Source organism: Mesorhizobium sp. NZP2077 (assembly GCF_013170805.1).
Classification (GTDB): domain Bacteria; phylum Pseudomonadota; class Alphaproteobacteria; order Rhizobiales; family Rhizobiaceae; genus Mesorhizobium.
Genome location: NZ_CP051293.1, coordinates 1,071,041 through 1,098,015 on the forward strand (window position 1 = coordinate 1,071,041; position 26,975 = coordinate 1,098,015).

Sequence of the window (26,975 nt, forward strand, 5' to 3'; positions counted from 1 at the left end):
ATGACTGCGCCGCTTTACTGCGCGGCCTTGATCTCGCTGACGATCTTCGAATAGTCGCGCTGGGCTTCGCCGACGTCACGCAGCTGCTCGAACTTGACGAGGTCGGCCACCGGCATCGCCATGTTGGGGAATTTTGCCAGGAAATCGGCCGGCAGGCTTTCCATGGCCGGCTTGTTCGGCACCTTGTAGTCGATGTTCTGTGCTGCCCAGGCGTGGTTCTTGGCGTCGAGCATGAAGTTGATGAACTTGAAGGCGTCGTCCTTGTGCTCGGATGCCTTCATCACCACCATCGTGTCGACCCAGAGGTCCGAACCTTCCTTGGGGATGATGTATTTGATCTCGGGTTTTTCGGCGATGCCGTAATTGCACCAGCCGTCCCAGGCCTGCACCATCAGCGCCTCGCCGGAAACCAACTTTGAATAGAAGGTGGTGTCGTCATATGCGAGCAACGTCTTCTTGGCCGAGATCAGCAGGTCCTTGACCTCGGCCATCTTGGCCGGGTCGGTCTCGTTGACGGAAAGGCCCTTGTCGAGCTGGCCGGCGGCCAGCAGCCAGCGATCGGTCGCCAGCATGGTGGTCTTGCCCTTCAGCGCGTCGGAAGGCGCGAGCAGGTCGCTCCAGCTCGTGGGTGCCACCTTCACCAGGTCCGAGCGGTAGCAGAGGCCGGTCGTGCCCCAGGTGTAGGGCACGGAGAAAGTATTGCCGACATCGTGCGGCAGCTTGGTCGCTTCAGGGTAGAGGTTGGCGAGGTTGGGCACCTTGGCGTGGTCGATCGACTCGGTCAGGCCGAGCTTGTTCAGCACTTCGGCGAAGGGCGAGGAGACGAAGACCACGTCATAACCCTTGCCGCCTGCGGCAATCAGCTTGCCCATGATCTCCTCATTGGTGGCGTGCACCACCACTTCGCCGGAAACGCCGGTCGCGGTCTTGAACGCGGCCATGGCGTCGGGCGCCATGTAGCCGTCCCAGTTGGAGATGACGAGGTCGGCGGCGTCAGCCGGCGCCGACAGCGCCACGGCAAGGCCGAGAGCGATTGAAGATAGCTTGAGCGCACGGCGCCGCGGGCTGGTAGCGGTCATGGCAGACTCCCATTCCGGTTGATCGTCGAATTCTGTCTTTGGACCCGGCGCGACCATGCCGCTGCTCCGATCCGTTCCCTCGGTCTTTTTTGTTGCCGATTGCTCTGACAGTACTATTGCAGAAAAAAGTACGTCAATCCATAATTTGTCAACTGACCGAGGAATCTGGCCGATTGCGCTTGTGCCGGCGATCGGCCAAACCAATAAGGCTCCATCCATCCGCCGAGACCAGTCCATGCAAGCCGCAGCCCGACGACCTCGCACTAACCATCTCGATCTGGCGCAGCGCATCCTGGATGTGGCGCGGCAGCGCGGTTTCGGACCCGGCACGCGCCTGCCCGAGCAGCAGATCGCCTCGCTGTGCAATGTCTCGCGCACGCCGGTGCGGGCGGCACTCAGCCTGCTGGCGGAACGGGGTGTCGTGCGCTGGGAGGCCGATACCGGCTATCATCTGGCGGTCGACCTTACCGTGCAGTCGGCAATATCGGCCGAATTGCCCGCCGCGGAGGAAGACGAGCTGGCCGAAGCAATCCTGCGCGACCGGTCGGCGCGGCGATTGGACCAGACAGTGACCGCCGCCGGGTTGATGCGGCGGTACAGTGCCGGGAGAAAGACGGTACTAAAAGCGCTTAATAAACTGACGGAAGAGAATCTGCTGGACCGTGCACCCGGCCAGTCCTGGCTTTTTCGTCGCACGCCGGACGATCCGGAAGCGCAAGGCGAAAGCTATGAGTTCCGCTTGTTGCTGGAGCCCGCGGCGATCCTGACGCCTGGCTTTCGGCTGGACGGCGCGCGGGCGGCGTCGTTGCGGCAAGGCATGGATGCGCTGTCGGCGCTGCCGGATGCCGCGTTCGACACGCGCGAATTCCAGCGGCTGGACATGGATTTTCACGGCATGATCGCCGAGGGGTCCGCCAACCGCTTCGTCGCCGACGCGCTGGCCGATCATCTGAGGCTGCGCCGGCTGCCCGGTATCTATGCCGGCGTCAACGTCTTCCGGCTGCGGCAATCCTTGCTCGAACATCTGAACATACTCGACCATCTCGAAAGCCGGCAGTATGAGGTGGCTGCCGATCTGCTTCGCATCCACTTGCGGCTCTCCCGCAACCAGCGACCGCAAGCGGCCAGCCGCGGCGCCCCCGCGCTGTTCGGCATGATCGGCCGGCCGGAATGACGAGGATTAATTGACGCGTAAAGCCAGCCCGACCATCGCGCTGTTTCCCGAAGCAAGCTTCGGCGCCGCGTTGAATTGCGTCGGCATCGCGCAGGCCTTGCGCGCCAAGGGCGCCCGGCCCGTCTTCATCTGCCATGCCGGTTTCTCCGGTGTCTTTGCCGACTATGGTTTCCAGGAATACCAGCTGCCGACCGATGAGCCGCTGAGCGACAGCGAGCGCCAGAGCTACTGGCAGGCCTTCGTGCGCCGCCATCTGCCGCATTTCCGGCTGAGCCCGATCGACCAGCTCGAAACCTATGTCGCGCCGACGTGGCAAGCGATCGTCGACACATCAGTCAATGCCGAGGCGCCTTTGCGCCAATTGCTGGCGCGGCTGAAGCCGGACGCGGTAGTGCTCGACAATGTCATCATGTTCCCGGCGATCGCAACCGCCGGCTGCCCGTGGGTGCGTGTCGTCTCCTGCGCCGAGACGGAACTGCCTGACGCCGAAGTGCCGCCCTACCTTTCAGGAATGAGTGCGGATGACCCGCAACGCGCGGCGTTCGAGGCGCGCTATCTCTCGGCCTCGGCGCCGGCGCATGACCGCTTCAACCGTTTTCGCGTCGATGCCGGCCTGGCACCATTGCCCAAGGGCATGTTCCTGGAAAGCTCGCCCGACCTCAATTTGCTGCTGACGCCGGCGATCGTGCGGCGCGAACGGGCCGAGCCGCTCGATCCGCAGCGCTTCGTCTATCTCGAAGGTTGCGTGCGCTCGGAAGGGCCGTTCGAGGTGCCGGTGTTTCCGCGCAATGGCGGGCCGCTGGTCTATGTCGCCTTCGGCAGTCTCGGCGCCATGGACGTCGGGCTGATCGAGCGTATGCTTGCCGTGTTCGACAGATTGCCGGCGCGCTTCATCGTCAATGTCGGCGGCCTGCGCGATGCCTATCGCGCGGTTCCCGACAATGTCTATCTCGACGCCTGGTTTCCGCAGCCCTCCGTGGTGGCGAAGTCCGACCTGTTCATCCACCACGGCGGCAACAACAGCTTTTGCGAGGCGCTGCGTTTCGGCGTGCCGTCGCTGATCATGCCTTATTGCTGGGACGGACACGACAATGCGCGCCGCGCCGAAGAGACCGGCACTGGCGACCATATCGGCCGTGACGGCTGGACCGAAGGAGTATTGGAGAGAGCCATTCTCGGCCTGCTGGCCGACGATGCCATGCGCGCCCGCCTGAAGGGAAATGCAGCTGAGATGGCGCTGAAACCCGGAACGGAAATGGCCGCGCAAGCCATACTCTCTCTGATACGGACTTGAACGAAATGCCAGACAAAAACACGAATAAAGCTGCAATCTCCAACGACCCCAAGGCCTGGCTGGCCCAGCACGGCATCAACGAGGTCGAGTGCCTGGTGCCCGACATGAACGGTGTGCTGCGCGGCAAGGCGCTGCCGACGGCCAAATTCCTCAAGGCGCTGGAAGACCGCGCGCTTTATCTGCCGAGCAGCGCCTTCCTGGTCAGCATCGATGGCCGCTATTCCGGCTCGATCGACGAGGGTTTTGCCTATTCGGATCCGGACATGCGCATGGTGCCGGACGTCTCGACGCTGTGCCTGGCGCCGGGTGCGGGCGCTGGCAAGGCCTATGTCTTCGCCGACGCCTTCCACATGGATGGCAGGCCATGGATGGCCTCGCCGCGCCATGTGCTGCGCGCCGTGCTCGATCTCTACCGGCAGCGCGGCTGGCGCGCGGTGGTGGCACCGGAGCTTGAATTCTATCTCACCGCGCCCAACCCCGATCCAGACAGACCGTTGACCGCGCCGGTCGGCGCCAATGGCCGCGCGGAGGGCGTGCAGCATCCCTATGACATGGCGGCGCTCGAAGAATTCGAGCCGGTGATCCGCCGCGTCTATGACTATGCCGCGGCCGCCGGCCTGCCGCTCGACACGCTGATCCATGAATCGGGTACGGGGCAGCTGGAGATCAATCTCCTGCATGGCGACGCGCTGCCGCTTGCCGACCAGGTGCTGCTGTTCAAGCGGCTGACGCGCCAGGCCGCGCAGCAATGCGGCATGCACGCGACCTTCATGGCCAAGCCGATCGCGGCGCAGGCCGGCAGCTCGATGCATCTGCACATGTCTGTCGTCGATGAGGCGGGCAATGCGCTGTTTGCCGGCGCTGATGATGCCGACACCGAAATGTTCGGCCATTTCATCGGCGGCCTGCAGAAATATGTGCCCGAGATCATGCCGCTGTTCGCGCCCAACGTGAATTCTTTCCGCCGCATAAGGCCGAACCACAGCGCGCCGGCCAACATCGAATGGTCGCACGACAACCGCTCCTGCGGCCTGCGCGTGCCGGCCGGTGGCCGCGCCGCAAGGCGGGTGGAGAACCGCCTGCCGGGCGCCGATTGCAATCCCTATCTGGCAATCGCCGGTTCGCTGCTCGCCGGCTATCTCGGCGTCGAGCAGAAGCTGGCTCGCTCGGCCGAGGCTTCGGGCAATGCCTACAAGATCAAGAGCACGCTGCCGAAGACCATGGAGGAGGCGCTCGACCGCTTCACCGCTTGCGAACCGGTGCGGGCATTGCTCGGCGAGGATTTCTTCCAGACCTATCTGCGCGTCAAGAGCGTTGAGCTCGACCTGTTCCAGAGCGTGGTAACGAGCTGGGAACGCGACCATTTGCTGCTGAAGGTGTGATCATGACATCTTCAACGGGTTTCAATTCCGGTCTCGATATCGGCAAATCCTATTATGTCGCGACCGCCAATCCGGCTCCGGACCATCCGGCGCTGGTCGGCGATGTCGATGCCGACCTCGTCGTCGTCGGCGGCGGCTGCACCGGCCTGTCTGCCGCCCTTCATGCCGCGGAGCGTGGCTTGAAGGTGGTACTGCTCGAAGGTGGCAAGATCGGCTGGGGCGCATCGGGGCGCAATGGCGGCCAGATGATTCCCGGCCTGCGCAAGGGCGCCAAGGGATTGGTCAAGCTTTACGGTCCCGAGCGGGCGAAGGTGCTGTTCGACCTTGCCTTCGAAGCACGCGGGCTGGTGCTCGACATCATCGAGCGTCACGCCATCGACTGCGATCTGAGACTGACCGGCCATCTGGTCGGCGCGGTCAACGGCTCCGACCTCAAAGACCTCGAGGACGAAGCAAAGTGCCTCGAAAGCGTGATGAAATTCCGCGATGTCGAGATCCTGTCGGCAGCGGACGCCAGCGCCAAGGTCGACACGCCCTATCATGGCGCGATGTATGAGCCGCTGGGCGGCCACATGCATCCGCTGAACTACACGCTCGGCCTTGCCCGGGCGGCAGTGGCCGCCGGCGTCAGCATCCATGAGAACTCGGTGGCGGTGAAGCTCGAGCGCGAGCCTTCGATCCGGGTCTCGACGTCAAAGGGCTCGGTCCGGGCCAAACATGTCGTGCTGGCGGGCGATGCGTTGCTGCATGGGCTTGAGCCGCGCGTCAACAGCCGCATCATGCCGGTCGGCAACTACATCGTCGCCACCGAGCCGCTGGAAGGCAAACGCAACGTCATCCCGGCCAATGTCGCGGTGTCGGACACACGCTTCGTCGTCAACTATTACCGCATGTCGGCGGATGGACGCCTGCTGTTCGGCGGCGGCGAGCGCTACACGCCATCGCCGCCGGCCGATATTGCCGGCTTCGTGCGGCCGCACATGGAAGCGACGTTTCCGCAGCTCAAGGGCTGCCGCATCGACCATGCCTGGGGCGGGCTGGTGTCGGTGACGACGTCGCGGCTGCCGCATGTCGGGCACTATGGCGAGGTCTATTTCGCGCATGGCTATTCCGGCAAGGGCGTCATCCTGTCGACGCTGTCGGGCAAGCTGCTGGCGGAAGCGATCACAGGCGATGCTTCACGGCTCGATTTGTTCTCGACGCTGACGCCGCTGCCGTTCCCGGGCGGCACGGCGCTGCGTGGCCCGCTCTATGTGCTGGGCATGCTGTGGTACGCGATGCGGGATCGGATCAAGCATTGAGGTCGGCCTAGACCACAAAGAAATCCTCGATGCGCTGCCTGGCCTCCAGCAGCGCCGGCAGGATTTCCCGCTCCATCTCCGCGACCGAAAACCGCGCCGACTGGGTCGAGACGTTGATTGCCGCGACCGTGCGTTCTGCTCGGTCGCGGATCGGCACGGCGATGGAACGCAGGCCAAGTTCCAGCTCCTCGTCGACAATGGCAAAGCCGACGGCCTTGGCCTTGCCGATGGCGTCGGCAAGCAGCCCAATGTCGGTGATCGTCTTCGGCGTTCGCCTCTCGATCGTCGCCTGGCTGAGAAATGCGTCCAGTTCCCCTGATGTCAGGCCGGCAAGCAGGATGCGGCCCATCGACGTGCAATAGGCGGGCAGCCTGGTGCCGACATCGAGTGACACGCTGAGGATGCGGCGGCCGGGAATGCGGGCGACATAGACGACATCATGGCTCGACAGGATCGCCGCCGAGCAGGCCTCGTTCAACTGCGTTGCAACAGCACGCATGATGGGTGCGGCGAAGCTCCACAGCGAGCCGCCGCCGAGCCATGTGCGGGCAACGGTCAGCAGGCGCGGCGACAGCGAGAACACGCGGCCGTCTTGTGTTGCGTAGCCGGTCGCAACCAGCGTCAGCAGAAAGCGGCGGGCGCCGGCGCGGGTCAGGCCCGCTTCCTCGGCCATCTCGGTCAGAGTCATGCCCGTGGGATGCCGGGCGAGAATCTCCATCACGGCAAGGCCGCGCTCGAGCGAGCCGACATGGTCACGGGAAGCGGCTTCTTCGTCCATCTCACCTCCGCCAAACGACATCGTCCTAGGATTGACTCCGGGCCATATGATAGCCTAGAAAGTATCCTATGTAAAACAATTGTTCGGAATACGAACTTTTTTGAATCTGGAGCCCGATCGATGGTCAAGTTCCTGCCGCTCAAACAGGCCGTGGCCGAGAATTTGAACAATGGCGATACCGTCGCCTTCGAGGGCTTCACCCATCTGATCCCGACGGCCGCGGCACATGAGGCGATCCGCCAGGGATTTCGCGACCTGACCCTGATCAGGATGACGCCGGACCTGATCTACGACCAGATGATTGGCATGGGTATGGCGAAGAAAATCATCTTCTCCTATGTCGGCAATCCGGGTGTCGGCCTGCTGCGGCGCGCCCGCGACGCGATCGAGAACGGATTTCCCCGGTCGCTCGAGGTCGAGGAACACAGCCATGCCGGCATGGCCAACGCCTATGAGGCGGGCGCGGCCGGTCTGCCTTGTGCTGTGTTTCGCGGCTATCGCGGTGCCGGCCTTGCGGCGGTCAATCCGAACATCAAGTCGGTCACCTGTCCGTTCACCGGCGAGGTGCTGGCCGCGGTTCCCTCGATCCGACCCGACGTCACCTTCATCCATGCGCAGAAGGCCGACAAAAAAGGCAATGTGCTGGTCGAGGGCATCATCGGTATCCAGAAGGAAGCGGTTCTGGCGGCCAGGCGCGCTGTGGTGACGGTCGAGGAAGTGGTCGACAATTTCGACGATCTGCATCCCAATCTGACCGTGCTGCCGCGCTGGACCATCGCGGCGATCTCCGTCGTGCCCGGTGGATCGCACCCATCTTACGCACACGGCTATTACGCGCGTGACAATGCCGCCTACCTTGAATGGGACGACATCGCGGCCGACCGCGAGAGATTCCAGGCGTGGATGCAGGCGAATGTCATCGAGAAGAGCGCCGACGATTTCGCGGCCCGCATCGAGCATCTGAGGAAAGCGGCATGAGCGACAATCAGCTGGGCTTCACTCCGAACGAGATGATGACCATCGCCGCCAGCCGTGCGCTGCGGAATGACGATGTCTGCTTCGTCGGCATCGGCGCGCCGTCCGCCGCCTGCAATGTGGCGAGGCTGACGCATGCGCCTGATATCACATTGATCTATGAGAGCGGCACGATCGGCACCGCGCCTGACGTGCTGCCGCTGTCGATTGGCGACGGCGAATTGTGCGAGACCGCGGTTACCACCGTCGCGGTGCCGGAAATGTTCCGCTACTGGCTGCAGGGCGGCCGCATCTCGATCGGTTTCCTCGGTGCGGCCCAGCTCGACAAGTTCGGCAACATCAACACCACCGTCATCGGCGACTATTTCCACCCGAAGACCAGGCTGCCCGGCGGCGGCGGCGCGCCGGAGATCGCGACCTCGTCGAAGGAGGTCTACATCACCATGGCGCAGACCAAGCGCGGCATGGTCGAGAAGATCGATTTCTTCACCTCCTTCGGCCATGGCGAGGGCGGCGACCATCGCCAGCGCCTCGGCATCGACACCGCTGGCCCGACGCTGCTGATTACCGATCTTGCCATCTGGAAGCCGGACCCTGTGAGCAAGGAATTCACCGTCGTGTCGCTGCACCCCGGCGTCACCCGCCAGCAGGTGCAGGACAGCTGTGGCTGGGTGGTTAAGTTCGCAGAGGCGCTTGACGAAACACCGGCGCCAAGCGAACTCGAACTGAAGACATTGCGAGACCTGCAGGCCCGCACCAAGGCGGCGCATGAGGGAACCGGAAAAGCAAAGGCTGCATGACATGGCCGAGGCCTATATTTGCGACTATATCCGCACGCCGATGGGCCGTTTTGGCGGTTCGCTGTCCTCGGTACGTGCCGATGATCTCGGTGCCATCCCGCTGAAGGCACTGGCCGAGCGCAATACCGGCATCGACTGGCAGGCGGTCGACGACGTTGTCTATGGCTGCGCCAACCAGGCCGGCGAGGACAACCGCAACGTGGCGCGCATGGCCCTGCTGCTGGCCGGCCTGCCGAAGGAAATCCCATGCTCGACCGTCAATCGCCTGTGCGGGTCCGGGATGGACGCGCTGACCATCGCCGCGCGCGCCATCAAGGCCGGTGAAGCCGAGTTGATGATTGCCGGCGGCGTCGAGTCCATGAGCCGCGCTCCCTTCGTCATGCCCAAGGCCGACACGGCGTTTTCGCGCAATGCCGAGATTTACGACACCACCATCGGCTGGCGCTTCGTCAATCCGTTGATGAAGAAGCAGTATGGCGTCGATTCGATGCCGGTAACCGGCGAGAATGTCGCCGAGGATTTTTCCGTGTCGCGCGCGGATCAGGACGCTTTTGCCGTGCGCAGCCAGGACAAGGCGGTCGCCGCACAGTCCAACGGCCGGCTGGCCAAGGAGATCACCCCGGTGACGATCCCGCAGCGCAAGGGCGATGCGGTTGTCGTCGTGAAGGACGAGCACCCCCGCGCCGGCACCACGGTAGAGGCGCTGGCCAAACTGCCGACGCCGTTCCGCCAGGGCGGCACGGTGACGGCCGGCAACGCCTCCGGCGTCAATGACGGCGCCGCCGCGCTGATCGTCGCTTCCGAGGCAGCCATGAAGAAATACGGCCTGACGCCGATCGCCCGCATCCTCGGCGGGGCCGCCGCCGGCGTCGCGCCGCGCATCATGGGCATCGGGCCGGCGCCGGCGACGCAGAGGCTGTGCGCGCGGCTTGGACTGACGCCACAACAGTTCGATGTCATCGAGCTCAACGAAGCCTTTGCCTCGCAAGGCATCGCGGTGCTGCGCCAGCTCGGCATTGCCGAGGACGCGCCGCACGTCAACCCAAATGGCGGTGCCATCGCGCTCGGCCATCCCCTGGGCATGTCGGGCGCCCGCATCTCCGGCACGGCGGCGCTGGAGCTGCGCGAACGCGGCGGCCGCTATGCGCTGGCCACAATGTGCATCGGCGTCGGCCAGGGCATCGCCATCGCGCTAGAACGGGTCTGACCGAAGACCCTTTCTTGGTTGGCCAGATCGGAGATCTGACCAGGCGCACCAAATTTGACCATGTGGACAAAAGTCTGCACCCGTTCCATAGTTCCCCGTCTGACATTTCTAGGAACAGCCGGCTCGACACGGCTGTCGAACAGAGGGGAATGCAATGGAAAACCGCACGAACAAATTCCAGATAAAACGCGAAGGGATTTCGCGGCGCAACGTGCTGGAGCTTGGTGCGCTTGGCCTGGCCGCGGCGATGCTGCCGGGTGCCGCTTTTGCCAAGGACAAGAAGCTGAAGGTCGCGGCGATCTTCGCCACGCCGATCGAGGAGCCATGGGACAACCAGATCCATGTCGCCCTGCAGAAGGCGCAGAAGGAACTCGGCATCGACTACAAATGGTCTGAGAAGGTGCAGACCGCCGACTTCAGCCGCGTCATGCGTGAATATGCGCAAGGCGGCTACCAGCTGGTGCTGGGCGACGCCTTCGCCGCCGAGCGTGAATCGCGCCGCACCGCCAAGCAGTTCCCGAAAACCGCCTGGCTGTTCGGCTCGGGTGCCGGCCCCGCAGAACCCAATTTCGGCGTCTTCGACAACTGGATCCACGAGCCCGCTTATCTCTCCGGCATGATCGCCGGCAAGATGTCGAAATCGGGTACGGTCGGCGCCGTCGCGGCGATGGGCATTCCGGAGGTGAACCGGCTGGTTAACGCCTTCTTCGCTGGCGCCAAGGAGGTCAATCCGAACATCAAGAAGAAGGTCGCCTTCATCGGCTCCTTCTTCGATCCGCCAAAGGCCAAGGAAGCGGCGGTGGCGCAGATCGATGCCGGCGTCGACGTCATCTATGCCGAGCGCTTCGGCGTCATCGAGGCGGCGGTCGAGAAGAAGATCTATGCCATCTCCAACATGTCCGACCAGTCGAGCCTCGGTCCCGATACGGTCATCACCGGCCCGGTCTGGGACATGTATCCGACGGTCGAGCAGGCGATCAAGCTGGTCAAGGCCGGCGTCTACACGGCGCAGGACTATGGCGATTTCTCGCGCATGGCCAAGGGCGGCTCGTATCTCGCCCCCTACCACAAGTTCGACAAGACGCTGCCTGCCGACGTCAAGGATCTGGTCGAGAAGAAGAAGGCCGAGATCTTGGAAGGCAATTTCCGGGTGGATGTGGACGAGAACACGCCGGTTTCGGATTAGAGCGGATATCCCTCCCCCTTGCGGGGTTGAGCAGTCGGTTCGCCGAAGGCGAATTCATCGTGCCAGTGGCACGATGAAAGGCGGCGAACGCTGGGACGCTGCGAAGCAGCGGGGACCCGGCAGGGCTCGCCGAATATAAGCCCCGGCCCTTCGCAGGCTCAGGGCGTTCGAAGCTCGAAAAGCCAAGCAATTGGCTTTTCGTGGCCTTCAGCCACCGCTCCTCACCCCTCGAGGGGGAGGGGTATCCCTGTAGGAGTCCCTTTGCCCGCCCCACTCATCGAAATGCGCGGCATCACCAAGAGCTTTGGCGCCGTCAAGGCGAACGAGGCTGTCGATCTCAGCGTGGCACCGGGTGAAATCCTCGGCTTGCTGGGCGAGAACGGCGCCGGCAAGACGACGCTGATGAATGTGCTGTTCGGCGCCTATGCGCCGGATGCCGGGGAAATCCTGATCCAGGGTCGGCCGGTGCGGATCACCAGCTCGGCCGATGCGCTGGCTGCCGGCATCGGCATGGTGCACCAGCATTTTCATCTCGCGCCACGGCTGACGGTGCTGGAAAACCTGCTCATCGGCATACCGGGCAAAGCGGGGCGGCTAGACCGCTCCGGCGGGCTAGCGCGGCTGGCCGAAATCAGCCGCCAGCATGGGCTGACGCTTAATCCCGACATGCCGGTCTCGGCGCTTTCGGTCGGCGAGCAGCAGCGGCTCGAGATCGTCAAGGCGCTGTTTCGCGGCGCCAAGCTTTTGATCCTCGATGAGCCGACCGCCGTGTTGGCACCGAGCGAGGTCGATGGGCTGTTTTCGGCGTTGCGCTCGATGGCGGCGCAAGGCCTCGGCATCATCTTCATCTCGCACAAGCTCAATGAGGTGCGGGCGCTGACGCATCGCTGCACGGTGCTGCGGCTTGGCCGTGTCGCCGGCCGCGTCGATGATCCCGCCAACACGACATCGGCTGAAATGGCACAACTGATGTGCGGCCATGAGATCGTACCACCCGCAAGGGGGCCGTCGACGCCGGGTGCTGATGTGCTGACCCTCGACGGCATTTCCACTTCAAAACATTCGGGCACGGTGCTGCGCGACGTGTCGCTTGCCGTTCGTGCCGGCGAAATCCTCGGCATCGCCGGCGTGTCGGGCAATGGCCAGCGGGCGCTGGCGGAGGTGATCTCCGGCGTGCGTGCGCCCGATACCGGCCAGATGACGATTGCCGGCCAGAAGGTCACCCGGTTTTCGCCGCGCGAGGTGCAGGCGCTCGGCCTTGGCCGCATCCCGGAAGACCGCATGACCACCGGGCTGGTCACCAATCTGCCGCTTGCCGATTCCATGGTGCTGCCGCGCATCGGCACTGCCGCGTTCAGCAGCAAGGGCCTGCTCAAGCCGGATGCGATCCGCGCCTTTGCCGAAGAACAGATCAAGGCCTATGACATCAGGTGCCCGGGGCCGATGACCCGTGCCGGCGCGCTGTCGGGCGGCAATCTGCAAAAGGCACTGTTGGCGCGCGAGCTTGCCTTCGATCCGAAGGTGCTGATCGTGTCACAGCCGACACGCGGCCTCGATATCGGTGCCGCTCGTTTCATCCATGAAAAATTCCTCGACATGCGCGGCAAGGGCTGCGGCATCATCGTCATCGGCGAGGATTTGGAAGAATTGCTGGTGCTCTGCGACCGCATCGCGGTGATGTATGAGGGCCGCATCGTCGGTACGCTCGACAGCGCCGATGCGACGATCGCACGGCTCGGCCTGCTGATGACCGGGGCGGAGGGCCACGGCTGATGTTTCGCCTGGAAGTCCGCACGTCAACGCCCGCCTGGTTCAACCTCGCTCTGCCCCTGCTGGCGATCGCGGCGACACTTGTGCTGTGCAGCGGCCTGATCGCGCTGGCCGGCGCCGGTGTGCTCGAATCCTATAGCGTCATGTTCACGGCCTCGCTCGGCGACAGCTACGCGATCACCGAAACGCTGGTGCGCGCGGCACCGATGATCTTCACCGGGCTGGCCGTGGCCGTCGCCTTCCGCGCAAAGTTCTGGAACATCGGCGCCGAGGGACAGTTGCTCGCTGGTGCGGTGGCGAGCTGCTTTGTCGGCGCCATTCCGATGCCGGGACCGCTCGCCATGCTGCTGATGGCCGTGGCGGGCGCTGCGGCCGGGGCCGCTGTTGCGCTGGTGCCGGCGACTCTCAGGGTCAAATTCAAGGTTGATGATGTCGTCAGCTCGCTGCTGCTCAACTCGGTCATCTACTACGCGCTGATGGCGCTGATTGAAGGGCCGTGGAAAGACTCCTTCAGCGGCTACCCGATCTCGCCGCCGATCGAGGATTCGGCCAACTTCCCGGTGCTGATCGAAGGCACGCGGCTGCATCTTGGTGTCATCGTGGCGCTGATCACCGCCCCCTTGATCTGGTTCCTTATCGCGCGCACGACGCTCGGCTTCAAGATCAGGGTCACCGGCGAGAATCCGGAAGCTGCCAGATATGGCGGCATCAACGTCGAACGCGTGCTGCTCTCCACCGCGCTGTTGTCCGGCGCGCTGGCGGGGCTCGCCGGCGTCGGCGAAGTCGGCGGCGTCCATTTCCAGGTGATGAGCGACATTTCGCCGGGCTATGGCTATTCCGGCATCGTCGTCGCAATGCTGGCACGGCTCAATCCGTTGGGCGTCGTGCCGGCGGCGATCTTCCTGGCCGCCGTGATGACCGGTGCCGAGGCGATGTCTCGCGCGACCGGCGTTCCGGCCTTCCTCAGCGACGTCATCCAGGGCACCGCGCTGCTTGCCATGCTGGTGGCGCTGCTGTTCACCGCCTATCGCGTCCGCCGCGTCGGGGCTGCCCGATGAGCGCGGTGTTCGAACAGATTTTTCAGGTCGGCTTTTTGGCCGCCATCCTCCGCATTGCAACGCCCTTGGCCTTTGCCACCCTCGGCGAAATGTTCTCCGAGCGGGCCGGCGTGCTCAATCTCGGCATTGAAGGCATCATGCTGCTCTGCGCCATGACCGGCTTCACCGCCACCAGCCTCAGCGGCAGCCTGTGGCTTGGCGTGCTGGTTGCGGTGCTGACCGGCATGCTGATGGGCGCGCTGCATGCGCTGTTCACCGTGGCGCTCGGCCTCAGCCAGCATGTCTGCGGCATCGGCGTGACTTTGTTCTCGTCGGGCCTCGCCTATTTCCTCTACCGGCTCATCTTCGGCCAGCAATCGGTGCCGCCCAGCATCAAGGGTTTTCAAACGCTGCCGATACCTGTCCTCTCCGACATTCCGGTTCTGGGGCCGGCGGTGTTCAATCAGTTTGTACTGGTCTACATGGCGATCATCGCCATCCCGCTCGCCGCCTTCGTGCTCTACCGCACGCCGTGGGGCCTGTCGGTGCGCATGGTCGGCGAGAACCCGCGCGCTGCGGACTCGGCTGGCGTCAGCGTCATTGCCACGCGCTTCCAGGCCGTCATTCTCGGCGGGGCGCTGATGGGGCTGGCCGGCGCCTTCCTGTCGATGGCACAGTTCAACGCCTTCACCTTCGGCGTGGTGTCAGGGCGGGGCTGGGTGGCGATCGCGCTGGTGGTGTTCGGGCGCTGGGATCCGTGGCGCTCGGCGGGTGCGGCCCTTTTGTTCGCCTTTGTCGATGCTCTGCAGTTGCGTATGCAGGCGAGCGGGCTTGGGCATATCCCCTACGAGGCATTCCTGATGCTGCCCTTTATCTTCACCATTGTTGCCATGGCGGTTATGTCGCGCAACGCGGTGGCGCCATCGGCGTTGTTGAAGCCGTTTCGCAGGGAAGAACGGTAGGACCCGGTGACCTTTCCTCTCCCCCGATCGACGGGGTAGAGGAAAGGCGCCAAGCTGTCCCTGGAAAGCCTCACATCGCCGTAAAGCCATTATCCACGAACAGATGCGCGCCGTTGACGAAGCTGGCCTCGTCGCTGGCGAGATATAGTGCTGCTTTAGCCACTTCTTCCGGCTCGCCGATCCGGCCCTGCTGCGCTGCCAGCGCGGCATCAGACACATCGACGCCGAGCTTGCCCAGATCGGCGACCTCGCGCAGGCCATGCGGCGTACGGATGAAACCGGGGCAGACGGCGTTGCAGCGTATGTTGCGGTCGCGGAATTCGACGGCGATGGCGCGGGCGAACATGTGGCAGGCGCCCTTGGTGGTGTCGTAGAGCACCTCGTTGGGAGTCGCCGCCACAGCCGAGATCGACGAGGTGCAGACGATCGAGCCACCGCCGGCCGCGATCATGCCGGGCAGCACGGCGCGCGTCATCAAGAACATCGAACGCACATTGACGGCATGCAGCCAGTCCCATTCCTGCACCGTCGTTTCCAGGAACGGCTTTATCACGATGGTGCCGGCATGGTTGAACAGCACGGTGACCGGCCCGAGTTTTGCCGTCGCGCCTTTCACCGCCGCCTCGACCTGCGCCTCGTCGGACACGTCGGCGACAAAATGCTCGGCGACCTGACCGCGCGCCCTGATCGCTGCGGCCGTGGCGGCGGCCGCCTCGCCATTGCGGTCAATGATCGCGACCTTGGCGCCTTCCGCGGCGAACAGTTCCGAGGCGGCTCCGCCCATTCCCGTCGCGCCGCCCGAAATGATGGCGACCTTGCCGGCCAGTCTTGTGCCCATTTTCAGCTCCCCATGTTGATGATCGTCGTATGCTGGTTGGGCGATGCTACCTTGTGTGCATCGGGCGTCCAATGGACGATTTGGGTACAGCGGGAACAAGGACATAGGTCCATTCGGGTGCTTTCCGGCAAATGCGAACGACCCTGTCGATCCATCGGATTGGCGATCGATCTCAGCAATCTCAAGCTAATCTATTGCCAATCTTGGGAACATTTTTCTGCTTTTCGCCCAAAAATAGCAATCGACAAAGTCTACAAGTTTTATAGATTAACCGGCGAGACGGAGGTCGATATGTCCTATATCCAGAACGCGCAGATTGACAGCGGCGGCCAGAGGATGGCCAATGCCCAGACCTTTCGCCCGGCCTATGCCGGCGGTTTCGCCTATCTCGTCTTTGCCCTTGCGTTTGTGTTCACCGGGGCCGTCGTTCTGGGGCTCATTCCCTGAGGCTGCAGGCTGACTGGGGCTAGTTACCCCATTTCAGGTAATCGGAGTTGAATGAACCGGATCCCGGTGCGTTTGCGCGCGACCGTGGTTCGAAGTTTACCGCATCCATGATTCCAGCGATGGAGGAGATGACAATGCCGATCGAATTCACGCATGTCCCCGGCAAGACCGCCGATGCCGCCATTCCGTTTTTCTATGACTTTGCCGAGACGGCGACCAAGCTTGGGCTGATCGAGGACGGCGGCTTCCAGAAGATCGTCGTCGACGACTCGGCCGGGCTGCTGACCAATATGGATCTTGCCGCCCAGGTCCTGGACTGTGCTGCCTCGCTGGAGGTCGTGCTGACCCACTGGGCGGGCGTCGTCGAACCGACCGTGGCGGCCCGCCAGCTGGCATCGATGGATCGGAAGAGCGGCGGACGGCTGGCGCTCAGGATGATCAGCGAGCCATTGAATGATGACGACGCCGAGTCAAGGCCGGTCGGACATACGGTCATCTGGCAGCGTATCGACGAATATCTGGTGCTGCTCAAGCGGCTGTGGTCGAACGACCGGCCTTTCGATCATGAAGGCGCGTTCTACAGCATCAACGGCGGCTATGTGCCGCGCAAGGGTCCGCACGGCGCGGACCTGACCATCCGCATGGGTGGACAGTCCGGAACGGCGCTGAAAGTGGCCGGCCGGCATGCCGATGTCTTCGAACTGGCGCCGGGCTCGATCGATGAGGTCCGGCGACTGATGGAGCGCGTGCGCGGCGCCGCCGCCGAACATGGCCGGGCCGGCAAGCTGCGCTTCGCGCTGCCGGTGCGGATTCACCGGGGTGTTGCCGCCACAGGCCAAAAGGCAATCGACCTGTCCGGGCCGCCGGCTCAGGTCGCCCTGTCGCTGCTTGCCTATGCCGGGCTCGGGATCGATGAATTCATGATCGTCGGCGTCGACACGGTCCGCGAGATCGCCACGGTCGGTCGGGAGACGCTTGCCTTGCTGCGCAATTCCCTGGCACGCCGCGAACATGATGCCTTCCAGCCGGGGGCCTATGCGCCTCGCGGCATGCTGGAGACGCGGGCAACGAGCTGAAGCCCGTCAATCTCCTGTAGTCTAACGCCTGTCGCCAAGCCGCGACAGGCCGTCGATGACGGCAGCCGAATCGGCCAGCACACCGAAGACGCCATCCTCGACCGTCACCATGTGCAGCGCCGCCTCATGCGCTTGTCTGTCGCCGCTGGCGCAGGCATCCGGGATCGTCAGGCACTGAAAGTTGCGGTCGCAGGCTTCGCGCAGCGTGGTGTGGACGCAGACATCGGTCGTACATCCGGAAAACATCAGATGCGTGATGCCTTGCACGCGCAGCACGAGCTCGAAATCCGTATAGGTGAAGGCGCTGTTGCAGGTTTTGTCGACGATGATGTCGTCAGGCGTGACGTCGATCTCCGGAACGATCTGGAATCCGGCGCCCGAGCGCAGCAGGATGTCGGTGCCGTCGAGACCGGAGCGCTTGCGGCGCCATTTCTCGTAGGGCGTCATGTCGGCCATGTCAGCGCGGTAGCCCTGCCTTGTGTGGATGATCCTGACGCCAGCCTTGCGCGCGGCCGATATCAGCCGGCTCACGGCCGGCAGGATCGCCCGCAGCGGCGAGGGGTCATATCCCTGTCTGGCGAAGTAGCCCGTCGTCGACAGGAAATCCTGCTGCAGGTCGATGACGACAAGTGCTGTGTTCTCGGCCACCAGCTTGCCGTCATAGGGATAGTCGAAGGGCGTTGCCTTGATCATTGGTGGCTCTCTCCTCGCCGACTGCGAGGCCCATCCTGACCGGCGAAGCCGCGGCCGTCTAGCGGGCGGCGGTCTGAACGCGAAGGCGTCGAGCGCCGGGGAGCTTGTCGGGCTGATGCCGCGCGCCCGCTCGCTATGTGCCCGTCACGGCGATTTGTTGATTGGTGCAGTCATCTTCAATGTTGACTAGTAAGATCATGTTTCTTAGTGAACCGGACATCGGACTGCCGAGGCCAGAAATTGGAAATGCGGGCGGCCGCACCGGAGAAAACGATGACCGTGGCTGGAGCCGAGACTGCCTTTCATATCGACGCGGTGCGGTTTGCCGTCGGCGAGCGGACGCTGCTCGGTCCGGTCCCGCTCGAATTGCAGCGCTCGCGCGTCTACGGGCTGATCGGCCACAACGGTTCGGGAAAGTCGACGCTGATCAAGCTGCTGGCCCGCCAGCAGCCGGCAAGTTCGGGCGCCATCACCTTTGCCAGGCGGCCGCTGCCGCAATGGGGCGCCCGCGAGCTCGCCCGTGCGCTCGCCTATCTGCCGCAGACGACGCCGGCGGCAACCGGCCTCACGGTGCGCGAACTGGCAACGCTCGGCCGCTACCCCTGGCATGGCGCGCTTGGCCGCTTCGGTAGGGAAGACAGGCGGCATGTCGAGGAAGCGCTTGTGCTGACCGACATGGACGGTTTCACCGAGCGGCTGGTGGACGAATTGTCCGGCGGCGAACGGCAGCGCCCTGGCTTGCCATGCTGGTGGCGCAGAATGCCGGCGTCATGCTGCTCGACGAGCCGATCTCGGCGCTCGACATCGCCCATCAGGTCGAGGTGCTGGGGCTGGTCAAGGAGCTCAGCCGCAAACGCGACCTCTGCGTCGTCGTCGTGCTGCACGACCCCAACATGGCGGCCCGCTACTGCGACGAGCTGATCGCGCTCAAGGACGGCAAGCTGCTGACCCGCGGCACGCCTGGCGAAATCATGCGCGGTGACGTGCTCAAGGGCATTTTCGGCGTGGAGATGGGCGTGTTCGCGCATCCGGTCACCGGCCAACGCGTCGGCTATGTGCAGTGACGAGATTTCATGCGGTGGCGGATGCGGCTGGCTGCTGTGAGAACAAGGAAGAAGCTGTTGTCTAGAACGCGTTTGTCGGCGGCGTTGGTCGCATCGGTGATCCTGGTGGGTGGCATTGCGACGGCCCAGGAGCAACCGGCCGGCGTTGCTCCTGCGGCCAAGGGCCCTGTGGCGCCCGCGGCGGCGGCACCTGCTGCTGCACTCGCACCGGCGCCCGTTGCACCGGCATCCACCACACCTACGCCCGCTACACGGGCGGCACCAGCCATGATGGCACCAGCACAGCCAGCCGGCCAGCCGGCCACGGCAGCGCCGGCCGGGGCTGCGCCGACGGGGGCGATGGAACTGGGCCTGCCCCACGATTTGTCGCCATGGGGCATGTTTATGGCCGCCGACATCATCGTGAAGGCGGTGATGGTCGGACTGGCCTTTGCCTCTCTGGTCACGTGGACGATATGGCTGGCCAAATCGCTGGAGATTTTTGGCGGCAAGCTGCGCATCAGCCGTGCCGTGCGCGCGATCGGCGAGGCCGCGACGCTGAAGCAGGCGAGCCGCGCGCTCGACCGTAGTGGCGGCCCCGGTGCGCTTCTGGTGCGGGCGGCGGAGGAAGAGGCCGCACTCTCGGCCGGTGCGCTCGACCATGTCGGAGGCGACGGGCTGAAGGAAAGAGTCATCTCGCGGCTGTCGCGCATCGAGGCGGCGGCGTCGCGGCGCATGTCGCGTGGCACCGGCGTGCTGGCGACAATCGGCTCCACGGCGCCTTTCGTCGGCCTGTTCGGCACCGTCTGGGGCATCATGAACGCCTTCATCGGCATTTCGCAGGCGCAGACCACCAATCTCGCCGTGGTAGCGCCGGGCATCGCCGAAGCGCTGCTGGCCACCGCCATGGGCCTCGTCGCGGCAATTCCGGCGGTGGTGATCTACAACGTCTTCGCCCGCTCGATAGCCGGCTACCGGCAGATCCTCGCCGATGCTTCGGCGGGCGTCGAACGCCTGGTCAGCCGCGACCTGGATTTCCGCACGGTCGCGCCGGCGACGGCGCTGGCGGCGGAGTAGCGACGCCATGGCCAGCAGGATCCGACAGACCATGGACGACGATCTCGAGGAGAGCCACGAGATCAACGTCACGCCCTTCATCGACGTCATCCTGGTGCTTCTGATCATCTTCATGGTCGCCGCACCGCTGGCGACGGTTGACGTCAATGTCGACCTGCCGGACTCGAGGGCAACACCGGCGCCCCGGCCCGAAACGCCGCTGTTCCTGACGTTGAAGGATGACCACACGCTGGCGATCGGCAACGACGCCGTGCCGCGCCCGGACTTTGCCGCCACGCTGGACGCCAAGACCAAGGGTGACAAGCAGACGCGCATCTTCCTGCGCGCCGACAAGGCGGTCGCCTATGGCGACCTGATGGAGGCCATGAACCTGCTGCGCGGCGCCGGCTATCTGAAGATCGCGCTGGTCGGCCTGGAGACGGCGGCCACGGCCGACGCCCCGGCACCCGTTCCAGCGGCGGCGGCCGCGCCATGACGCAGTCCGCCGCCTTGCCCACGGTACAGCTGTCGCGCTTCGGCTGGCGCGATCTTGGCCTGTGGACAGGTGCGGCGGTTCTGGTGCTTGGCGCCCACGTCGCGGTCGCCTATGCGGTGCAGAGCTTTAGCCCGATCGAGACGGATGGCGGGCCGCCGCCGGCCCCGGTGATCGAAATGGCACCGATGGTGGTGACGCCGGCCGTGCCGGAACAGGCCGCGATGCTGGATGAGCCGATGCCCGACCAGACCGAACCCGTCGAGGAGACCGAAAAGGTCGCCGAGGCTGAGCCCGAGAAAGTGACCGAACCGGCGGCCGAGCAACCGGACACGGTGCCGCCCGACGAGACCGAGCCGACCCAGACAACCGAGGCGGGACCGGTCGATCAGCCGCCACCGGATGAGGTCATTCCCGAGGTTGTCGAGGCTCCGGCGCCAGAGGTTGTCGTTCCGCTGCCGCAGCCAAAGCCGGTCGAGGAGCCCAGGAAGAAGAAACCGATCCAGGCCAAGGCGAAAAAGCCGGCCGAAAAGCCCAAGCCGAAGCCAAGGAAGGAAAAAGCCGAGCCGGCAAAGACGGTAGCCAACGCAGGCGCGGAGACAAAGTCGGCGGCCAGTGCGGCCGCGCCGAAATCGGCGAGCGGGGTTTCAGGTGTCAGCCCGGCCAAGTGGGAATCCCGCCTGACGGCATGGATCAATCGGCACAAGCGCTATCCCAGCGCCGCGAAATCCAGGCGCGCGCAGGGCAATGTGAACGTGACCTTCACGGTGGATTCCTCCGGACGGGTAATGTTGGCGCGCGTGGCGCGTTCTTCAGGCGATGCTGACCTCGACCGCGCCGCGCTCGCCGTGCTGCAGGGCGCAACGGTGCCGGCACCGCCGCCGGAACTCGGCTCGCGCGTCAGCCGCACGGCGCCGTTCGTGTTCAACTTGCGGGATTAGAGCGGTTCAGCTCATCGACTGGCACAGCGCTTCGACCTGCTCCAGGTAGAAGCGGCATTTCGTACGCAGCGTCCTGAGGTTCGGGTCGTCGGCGCCATTGATCTCGATGGTCTGCATCATGAAATCGAAATGGATGTGAAAGGCGTCCGCCGCGCCCCAGAGGCTGTCGGCCTGCCAGGTGTCGGCCATCGCCAGGGAAATCAGGTGCCGGGCCTGGACGCGCGCCGCATCCGGTGAACCCGGCCGGCTGGCGATCAAATGTTGGAGTTGGCCGAAGACGCTCTCGCTGGCGTCAGCGCTCCTGATGGGTGCGATCATGTTCATTGGCGGGTCCCCCTCAAGTCTTTATGGTCAATGTGAATTTTGTGGGCTGCGGGCGATCAAGGGGGGTATCGCGGCGGAGTCGGATGGCCGGCCCCTGATGATGTTGGCAAGCTCTGCGTCGGCCTGCTCGAACCAGTAGACCATGTCAGCGCGGCCAAGATCGGCGGCGGCCTTTTTCAAGAGCGGCAGCAGGCTTTGCAGCGCACAGACGGTCTCCCACCGGTTCGGCCGCGAGCCGGCCGGCGCGCACAAGGCTGACGGTTGCATCCGCTACGCTCTCCTTGGCTGAGCGTGGCTTTCCCTTGCATTCAGCTTGGGCTGCATCGGGTTGCCGCTGAGCTGCGCATGCCTTGCCGGCCGCGCGCCGCGCAGGACATCGAAGGCTTCGGCATAGGCCATGCCCAAGAGATAGGAGATCATGGGGAAACGGCTTGCTTCGGCCATCTGCACCAGCTCATTGCTCATCGATGCGATATATTGAAGGCTATCGATCTCTGACTGACGTAGGGTCTGATTTGACACGGTCTGCTCCTGTCACATGGTGGAACTCAGGGAACGCGTACTGGCTACAACAAGCATAATAAGACGGCTAATTAATCGACTGACCCGCTGAATGCGGGCTTGGTTCCGGGGTCGAGAGTGTCAACGCATAGATGGGCGCGTCGGTAAGACGGTCGAGGCCGAGAAGATGCTTGATCGGCGAATGGCTGAGCGCTGCCGTGGGGCAGGCCGACAGACCATGCCTGGTCGCCGCCAGCATCATGTTCTGGCCGATATGGCCAGCCTCGATCAGCACGACGCGATAGGCGTTGGCATCTTCATATTTCCACATGGTGCGTTCGAGCCTGGCGCAAAGCAGGATCAGGCAAGGCATGGCATCAGCCCATTCCTGCCCGCCGACCAGTTCGGAGATCTTCGGCAGATGGTTGGCCGAGATCCTGCCAAGGTCGTGGTCGGCGGCTGAATAGTGATAGACGCCGGGCTCCAGCCCTTCGACGCCAAGCGCAACCACATAGGCCTCATAGGGATTCCGGGCGCCGCCCGAAGGGGTCATGCCCAGCGGCAGGGCGCTGACGCAATTGCTGGTCTCGCCGGTGATACCCATGCCCGCGAACAGGCAGTCGGAGAGCTGCTGCGCGGTTATGGTGGGCGCGGCCGCGGTGCGGTTGGTGCGGCGCCGCGCCATCAGGCTCAGAAGTTCGTTGTCGTCGAGCGCGTTCGGCAGCGCAATGGCGCCCATGGCATTCTTGAGCACGAGGTCGGGCTGCGCGACGTGCCCGGCGCGGTCGATCTGTTGTGTCTCGGCCTGTTCAATAGTCATGAACTCGGCGTCCTGGACGCAGAAATGCATCAGCGCGGTCGGGATGCCCCACCTCCACTGTCCGGAAAATTTTGTTTCCTGTTCGGCCAGCGGCGAGCCGGGCGTGACCAGGGCAGAAAAATCAAGCAATTGCGGGACGACGGCGTTGAGGTCGGACTTCGACCATCCGTGGGCGCGTGCGATTTCCGCCGTCGAGGCCCATTCGTCCCACGATGCAAGAAGGCCGATCACCTCGGGGCTGCATTCGAAGACGCTTCTGGTCAGGAAGTTGCAGGCCGTGACCTTGTTGGTCCCGGGATAGAAAACAAGCGTTTTTGAAGAGCGCATTTTCATGATGCTGAATGCCGTTTTCGCGTGTGAGGCGCCGACAGGCGAAAGCCGATCGGCGCCGAACGACTTCAGCGCTTGTTGTAGTGCATGCCCTGCGAGAAGAAGACGGTCTGCGTGCCTGCGGCGACCGTCAGCTTCGGGGCATTGGTTACTTTCTTGGCCATTTTTGTCCCTTTCCCGACCCCCCAATGGGATCTGTTGAAAGATCCCGACAGTGGGATCCGCGAGAGGAAAGGTAAGGTCGGAAGAGTTAATGGTTTGTTAAAATTGTAGTAAAGCCAATGTGATCTAAAATATCTTTCTTGGTGGTAAAGTCTAAAATATCGATTTTGCTCAAATATGGAGTAGGCAATCGCTAGCATACGCTTTTTCGGGGTATTCTTATTCTTATTTAGCGTAAGCGATCGGCTGGCGCACGTCGCGCAAAGGTGCCCCCGGCTCTGAGGAGACGACATCCATGGAAACAAAGACCTGAAGCGCGTCGCCGCGTCGATTGCGACGCGACGAGCTTCAGCCCAGCCCGTCCCGGGCGAGGCTGACGACGAGTTGATCGATTCCCGGGTCGTCAAGCTTGACGACATGCGCCATGCGGATCGCATGCCGTGTCCGGATACCGGACATATCCTGCCGCATGATGACGGACACGAATGCCGGCCCAGCCTCGGTCAAAAGCATGGCCTTGCCCGTCAGCACCGGCTCGGAGATGGGAGCCCATTGCACGGAGATCAGGGACGGTTCGCCGGTCTGGCGACGGTTGACGCCGCTGAAATAGATCCAGTTAAGGCGCGAGATCGCCACGCCATAGTGGTTGCCGCGCGCCCGCGCCCATGTCGAGCCCCGGCGCTCCGACCATCCGGTGACCCGGCGGAATGTGACCAGTTCGGCCTCGCGCCGCACGAAGGTCACCGACCGCATCAACAGGTCGGGGCGGCCCGGGATCGTAAAGTAGGTGAAATAGGTGCCGCCCGCGATCGATGGGGTGGGTGGGCGGATCATCTGGTTGAACAGGCTTTCGGAAATCGGCGGCAGGCCGGGATCCCTGGGCTCGGGGGTACCAGGGTCCCGGTACAGTTCGGCCTCGTCGATGCGGAAGTAGTCGCAGATCAGCTTGGCCGTGGCCTTGTTCGGGACGGTCTGCCCCTGCAGGTAGCGTTCGAACTGCGTGCGGTTGATACCCAACTCACGGCATACCGCGCTAACGGAGGCATGGTCCTTGCAGAGCCGTCTGAGATTTGCAGCGAGGTTCTCGCGAATGGACACGTCTTTGCTTTCACAGGCGAATTCTTCGTTTCGACGGAATCCCTATAGCGCCTTCGGTCGCCCCCCGAAACGCCTAGTCACAACACACAGAAAAAACTGATTTGAGAACGCCAGTCTAATGGGACGGCTTCCAAAAAAAATAGCGCCGATCCAGCGAGCGGTCATCGCCATAAGTCCAATTGACAATTGCCTTGCATCGGACTCGCACGAAATCGCATATGGCCTTTTTTTTGGGATGACATTGGCGCTAAGCGCTGCATCCCGATGCCGTTTGCGCCTTGGCAGCGCGGCAGAAAAGCGGAAAATCGATTGTTCCGATGGTGGAGCTGAGGAGGATCGAACTCCTGACCTCGTCATTGCGAACGACGCGCTCTCCCAGCTGAGCTACAGCCCCGTCCAACGGATGGCGCATTTATCGGGCGCGGCGGATTTCTGTCAAGGCGGCGTTTGGCCGAAATCCTTGTTGTCTGGCGCGGTGACTGCCGGCCCTTGCCGGTTTGGCGCGCAATGGCTACATGTCGGCAACAATTGGAGACCGGCATGCTCGCCCTCATTCAAACCATCGTCATGGCGCTCGACCTCTACTGGTGGGTCATCATCGCCTCGGCGATCTTTTCCTGGCTCTACGCCTTCAACGTGGTCAACTCGCGCAACCAGTTCGTGGGCAGCATCGGCAACATGCTCTATCGGCTGACCGAGCCGGCGCTGCGGCCGATCCGCCGCTTCATGCCGGACCTTGGCGGCGTCGACATTTCGCCGATCATCCTGCTGCTGATCCTGTTCTTCCTCAGGCAGTTCATTCTCACCACGATAGCGCCGCTGTTGCTGGGCGCTTGACGACCGCATGAGCGCGCCGTTGCGCATCCGCGAAAACGGCATCGACCTGTTCGTGCGGCTGACACCAAAGTCTTCCGTCGACAGGTTGGACGGCGTCGAGACATCGGTGGACGGACGAAGCCATTTGAAGGCGCGGGTCCGTGCCGTGCCGGAGAACGGCGCCGCCAATCAGGCACTGGAGAAGCTGGTCGCCAAGACGCTCGGCGTGCCGGCATCGTCCGTCTCGGTCGTCGCCGGCGGCACGGCCCGGCTCAAGACACTGCGCATAGCGGGCGATCCGGAGGCTTTGGCGAAGGCTGTTGAGACGCTCTACCTATAGTGCCCAGTTCGGCCAGGCCGCGCCCCCTCATCCGTCTCGGCGCTGACGGCTCCTCTCCCCTCGGGGAGAGGTCGGATTGTCCCGAATTGCCCTTTGCAATTCGGTTGGCAATCCGGGTGAGGGGGGCTTTGCCGGGCGCGATCACCCGGCTCGCGTTCAATCGCCCAGCGGCAGTCTTGGGTCGTCGACCTTCAACGTGTTCACGCTCTGCTTGATGCGGCGCAAATTCTCCAGAACCTTCGGGCCGCGCGTCTCGGCGACCGATGTCACGATCATGTCGACGATCGCCAGCAGCGCGTAGCGCGACGATGTCGGCTTGTAGATGTTGCCGTCCTCGAGCGGCTGTAAATGGATGATCGTGTCGGCGGCCTTGGCCAGCGCCGAATCGGGTGCGGTGATGGCGACCGTGGTGGCGCCATACTGCTGGGCGACCTGCACCGCCTCGATGACCGAGCGCGCATAGCCTGAGACGGAAAAGGCGACCAGCGTGGTTTCTGGCGTGGCAACGGCGGCATACATGCGCTGCAACTGGCCGTCGATCTGCGCCAGGACCGGCAGGCCGAGCCGAAACAGCCGATTCTGCATTTCGGTCGCCATCATCGAGGAGATGCCGCCGGAGCCGATGCACAGCACATTGCCCGACGTCGCGAGCCGCTCGGCGACGGCGACCAGCGTCGTCATGTCGAGGTTCTCGCTGGCGCGCTGGATGGCCGAGATCGCCGCTTCGGTGATGGCGGTGGCGATACGCTGCTCACGCGCGTCGCGGCTCAGCGGCTCGGGCGACAGGTACTGGCCGCCAATGGCGATCGCCTGCGCCAGGTAGAATTTGAAATCGCGCAGGCCCTCGCAGCCGAGATTGCGGCAGAAGCGGGTGACCGTCGGCTCGCTGACGCCGACGCGCGCGGCAATCTCGGAGATCGCCGCCTTGGAGGCGAAATCGAGATCGGAGAGCACAAGGCTGGCCAGCCGGCGATCCGACTTGGTGCCGTCCTGCGACATCAGCTGCAGACGCGTGATGATGTCGGCCGGCGTCTTCATATTTGTCGCTTCGT

General features: G+C 63.8%; 28 protein-coding genes, 1 tRNA gene and 1 pseudogene. 19 read left to right on the top strand and 11 right to left on the bottom strand.

Features of this window, described 5'->3' with window-relative positions:
* Positions 1–14 precede the first annotated feature (14 nt).
* Positions 15–1,079: a spermidine/putrescine ABC transporter substrate-binding protein gene (locus HGP13_RS05190; RefSeq protein WP_172222370.1), complete on the bottom strand. Its 1,065-nt coding sequence runs from the start codon at positions 1,077–1,079 to the stop codon at positions 15–17.
* Between the two features lie 235 nt (positions 1,080–1,314).
* On the opposite strand from HGP13_RS05190, the gene HGP13_RS05195 reads away from it, so the two are divergent.
* From HGP13_RS05195 to HGP13_RS05210, 4 genes are read left to right on the top strand one after another with little or no spacing between them, the layout of a single operon-like run.
* Entirely contained in the window at positions 1,315–2,253 is a 939-nt protein-coding gene (locus tag HGP13_RS05195; RefSeq protein WP_172222373.1) for a GntR family transcriptional regulator, read from the top strand.
* A gap of 10 nt (positions 2,254–2,263) precedes the next feature.
* Complete coding sequence (locus HGP13_RS05200; RefSeq protein WP_172222376.1) at positions 2,264–3,547, top strand: glycosyltransferase; 1,284 nt, start codon at positions 2,264–2,266, stop codon at positions 3,545–3,547.
* Between the two features lie 5 nt (positions 3,548–3,552).
* On the top strand, positions 3,553–4,929 hold the full coding sequence (locus HGP13_RS05205; RefSeq protein ID WP_172222378.1) for a glutamine synthetase family protein: 1,377 nt from the start codon (positions 3,553–3,555) through the stop codon (positions 4,927–4,929).
* A gap of 2 nt (positions 4,930–4,931) precedes the next feature.
* On the top strand, positions 4,932–6,230 hold the full coding sequence (locus HGP13_RS05210) for an FAD-binding oxidoreductase (protein ID WP_172222381.1): 1,299 nt from the start codon (positions 4,932–4,934) through the stop codon (positions 6,228–6,230).
* Between the two features lie 7 nt (positions 6,231–6,237).
* On the opposite strand, the gene HGP13_RS05215 is transcribed toward HGP13_RS05210, so the two are convergent.
* Positions 6,238–7,008, bottom strand: coding sequence for an IclR family transcriptional regulator C-terminal domain-containing protein (locus tag HGP13_RS05215; RefSeq protein WP_172222384.1), 771 nt, complete (start codon positions 7,006–7,008; stop codon positions 6,238–6,240).
* A 120-nt stretch (positions 7,009–7,128) separates the two neighbouring features.
* Here HGP13_RS05215 and HGP13_RS05220 point away from each other — a divergent pair, with 120 nt between their 5' ends.
* The 7 genes from HGP13_RS05220 (at position 7,129) to HGP13_RS05250 (ending at position 14,945) form a co-directional block, all read left to right on the top strand.
* Positions 7,129–7,986, top strand: a complete 858-nt coding sequence (locus HGP13_RS05220) for a CoA transferase subunit A (protein WP_172222386.1) — start codon at positions 7,129–7,131, stop codon at positions 7,984–7,986.
* A complete protein-coding gene (locus HGP13_RS05225) occupies positions 7,983–8,783 on the top strand; it encodes a CoA-transferase subunit beta (protein ID WP_172222389.1) in 801 nt (266 codons plus the stop codon). Before HGP13_RS05220 ends, HGP13_RS05225 begins: the two co-directional genes overlap by 4 nt.
* Position 8,784: 1 nt before the next feature.
* Positions 8,785–9,990 (top strand): 3-oxoadipyl-CoA thiolase, encoded by a 1,206-nt coding sequence (pcaF, locus tag HGP13_RS05230; protein ID WP_172234615.1) that lies wholly within the window; start codon positions 8,785–8,787, stop codon positions 9,988–9,990.
* 154 nt (positions 9,991–10,144) lie between these two features.
* Positions 10,145–11,176 carry a BMP family protein gene (locus tag HGP13_RS05235; protein ID WP_172222392.1) on the top strand — a complete coding sequence of 344 codons (1,032 nt, stop codon included), beginning with the start codon at positions 10,145–10,147 and terminating at the stop codon, positions 11,174–11,176.
* A gap of 261 nt (positions 11,177–11,437) precedes the next feature.
* On the top strand, positions 11,438–12,949 hold the full coding sequence (locus tag HGP13_RS05240; protein WP_172222394.1) for an ABC transporter ATP-binding protein: 1,512 nt from the start codon (positions 11,438–11,440) through the stop codon (positions 12,947–12,949).
* Positions 12,949–14,004 (top strand): ABC transporter permease, encoded by a 1,056-nt coding sequence (locus tag HGP13_RS05245; RefSeq protein WP_172222397.1) that lies wholly within the window; start codon positions 12,949–12,951, stop codon positions 14,002–14,004. Before HGP13_RS05240 ends, HGP13_RS05245 begins: the two co-directional genes overlap by 1 nt.
* Entirely contained in the window at positions 14,001–14,945 is a 945-nt protein-coding gene (locus tag HGP13_RS05250; RefSeq protein WP_172222399.1) for an ABC transporter permease, read from the top strand. Before HGP13_RS05245 ends, HGP13_RS05250 begins: the two co-directional genes overlap by 4 nt.
* A 70-nt stretch (positions 14,946–15,015) precedes the next feature.
* On the opposite strand, the gene HGP13_RS05255 is transcribed toward HGP13_RS05250, so the two are convergent.
* A complete protein-coding gene (locus tag HGP13_RS05255; protein WP_172222402.1) occupies positions 15,016–15,783 on the bottom strand; it encodes an SDR family oxidoreductase in 768 nt (255 codons plus the stop codon).
* Between the two features lie 159 nt (positions 15,784–15,942).
* On the opposite strand from HGP13_RS05255, the gene HGP13_RS05260 reads away from it, so the two are divergent.
* Together HGP13_RS05260 and HGP13_RS05265 are read left to right on the top strand one after the other, a co-directional pair.
* Positions 15,943–16,230, top strand: a complete 288-nt coding sequence (locus HGP13_RS05260; RefSeq protein ID WP_172219724.1) for a hypothetical protein — start codon at positions 15,943–15,945, stop codon at positions 16,228–16,230.
* A gap of 134 nt (positions 16,231–16,364) precedes the next feature.
* Positions 16,365–17,306: an LLM class flavin-dependent oxidoreductase gene (locus HGP13_RS05265; RefSeq protein ID WP_172222404.1), complete on the top strand. Its 942-nt coding sequence runs from the start codon at positions 16,365–16,367 to the stop codon at positions 17,304–17,306.
* Positions 17,307–17,327: 21 nt separating this feature from the next.
* On the opposite strand, the gene HGP13_RS05270 is transcribed toward HGP13_RS05265, so the two are convergent.
* Positions 17,328–17,999 carry an isochorismatase family cysteine hydrolase gene (locus HGP13_RS05270; protein WP_172222405.1) on the bottom strand — a complete coding sequence of 224 codons (672 nt, stop codon included), beginning with the start codon at positions 17,997–17,999 and terminating at the stop codon, positions 17,328–17,330.
* 273 nt (positions 18,000–18,272) lie between these two features.
* Between HGP13_RS05270 and HGP13_RS05275 the strand changes: the two are divergent.
* The 4 genes and pseudogenes from HGP13_RS05275 to HGP13_RS05290 all read left to right on the top strand — a co-directional run bounded on the left by HGP13_RS05275 (position 18,273) and on the right by HGP13_RS05290 (position 21,532).
* Positions 18,273–19,063 (top strand): annotated as a pseudogene (locus HGP13_RS05275) (ATP-binding cassette domain-containing protein).
* A gap of 57 nt (positions 19,064–19,120) precedes the next feature.
* Positions 19,121–20,119 carry a tonB-system energizer ExbB gene (gene exbB / locus HGP13_RS05280; protein WP_172222407.1) on the top strand — a complete coding sequence of 333 codons (999 nt, stop codon included), beginning with the start codon at positions 19,121–19,123 and terminating at the stop codon, positions 20,117–20,119.
* Between the two features lie 7 nt (positions 20,120–20,126).
* On the top strand, positions 20,127–20,594 hold the full coding sequence (gene exbD, locus HGP13_RS05285; protein ID WP_172222408.1) for a TonB system transport protein ExbD: 468 nt from the start codon (positions 20,127–20,129) through the stop codon (positions 20,592–20,594).
* Positions 20,591–21,532 (top strand): energy transducer TonB, encoded by a 942-nt coding sequence (locus tag HGP13_RS05290; RefSeq protein ID WP_172222410.1) that lies wholly within the window; start codon positions 20,591–20,593, stop codon positions 21,530–21,532. Before exbD ends, HGP13_RS05290 begins: the two co-directional genes overlap by 4 nt.
* A gap of 6 nt (positions 21,533–21,538) precedes the next feature.
* Here HGP13_RS05290 and HGP13_RS05295 read toward each other — a convergent pair whose 3' ends face one another.
* The 6 genes from HGP13_RS05295 to HGP13_RS05320 form a co-directional block, all read right to left on the bottom strand.
* Positions 21,539–21,856: a hypothetical protein gene (locus HGP13_RS05295; RefSeq protein WP_172222411.1), complete on the bottom strand. Its 318-nt coding sequence runs from the start codon at positions 21,854–21,856 to the stop codon at positions 21,539–21,541.
* A gap of 27 nt (positions 21,857–21,883) precedes the next feature.
* Entirely contained in the window at positions 21,884–22,123 is a 240-nt protein-coding gene (locus HGP13_RS05300; protein WP_172222413.1) for a hypothetical protein, read from the bottom strand.
* Positions 22,124–22,126: 3 nt separating this feature from the next.
* Complete coding sequence (locus HGP13_RS05305) at positions 22,127–22,378, bottom strand: hypothetical protein (protein ID WP_172222415.1); 252 nt, start codon at positions 22,376–22,378, stop codon at positions 22,127–22,129.
* A 67-nt stretch (positions 22,379–22,445) separates the two neighbouring features.
* Positions 22,446–23,504 carry a SagB/ThcOx family dehydrogenase gene (locus tag HGP13_RS05310; RefSeq protein ID WP_246707289.1) on the bottom strand — a complete coding sequence of 353 codons (1,059 nt, stop codon included), beginning with the start codon at positions 23,502–23,504 and terminating at the stop codon, positions 22,446–22,448.
* 513 nt (positions 23,505–24,017) lie between these two features.
* The gene (locus tag HGP13_RS05315; protein WP_172222419.1) at positions 24,018–24,767 is read right to left on the bottom strand and encodes a helix-turn-helix transcriptional regulator; all 750 of its coding nucleotides are present in this window, start codon (positions 24,765–24,767) and stop codon (positions 24,018–24,020) included.
* Between the two features lie 318 nt (positions 24,768–25,085).
* Positions 25,086–25,161: transfer RNA gene (locus tag HGP13_RS05320), tRNA-Ala, on the bottom strand.
* A gap of 146 nt (positions 25,162–25,307) precedes the next feature.
* Here HGP13_RS05320 and HGP13_RS05325 point away from each other — a divergent pair.
* On the top strand, positions 25,308–25,604 hold the full coding sequence (locus tag HGP13_RS05325) for a YggT family protein (RefSeq protein ID WP_172222422.1): 297 nt from the start codon (positions 25,308–25,310) through the stop codon (positions 25,602–25,604).
* A gap of 7 nt (positions 25,605–25,611) precedes the next feature.
* Positions 25,612–25,923, top strand: coding sequence for a DUF167 domain-containing protein (locus HGP13_RS05330; RefSeq protein WP_172222424.1), 312 nt, complete (start codon positions 25,612–25,614; stop codon positions 25,921–25,923).
* A 156-nt stretch (positions 25,924–26,079) separates the two neighbouring features.
* On the opposite strand, the gene HGP13_RS05335 is transcribed toward HGP13_RS05330, so the two are convergent.
* Complete coding sequence (locus tag HGP13_RS05335; protein ID WP_172222427.1) at positions 26,080–26,961, bottom strand: MurR/RpiR family transcriptional regulator; 882 nt, start codon at positions 26,959–26,961, stop codon at positions 26,080–26,082.
* Positions 26,962–26,975 lie beyond the last annotated feature (14 nt).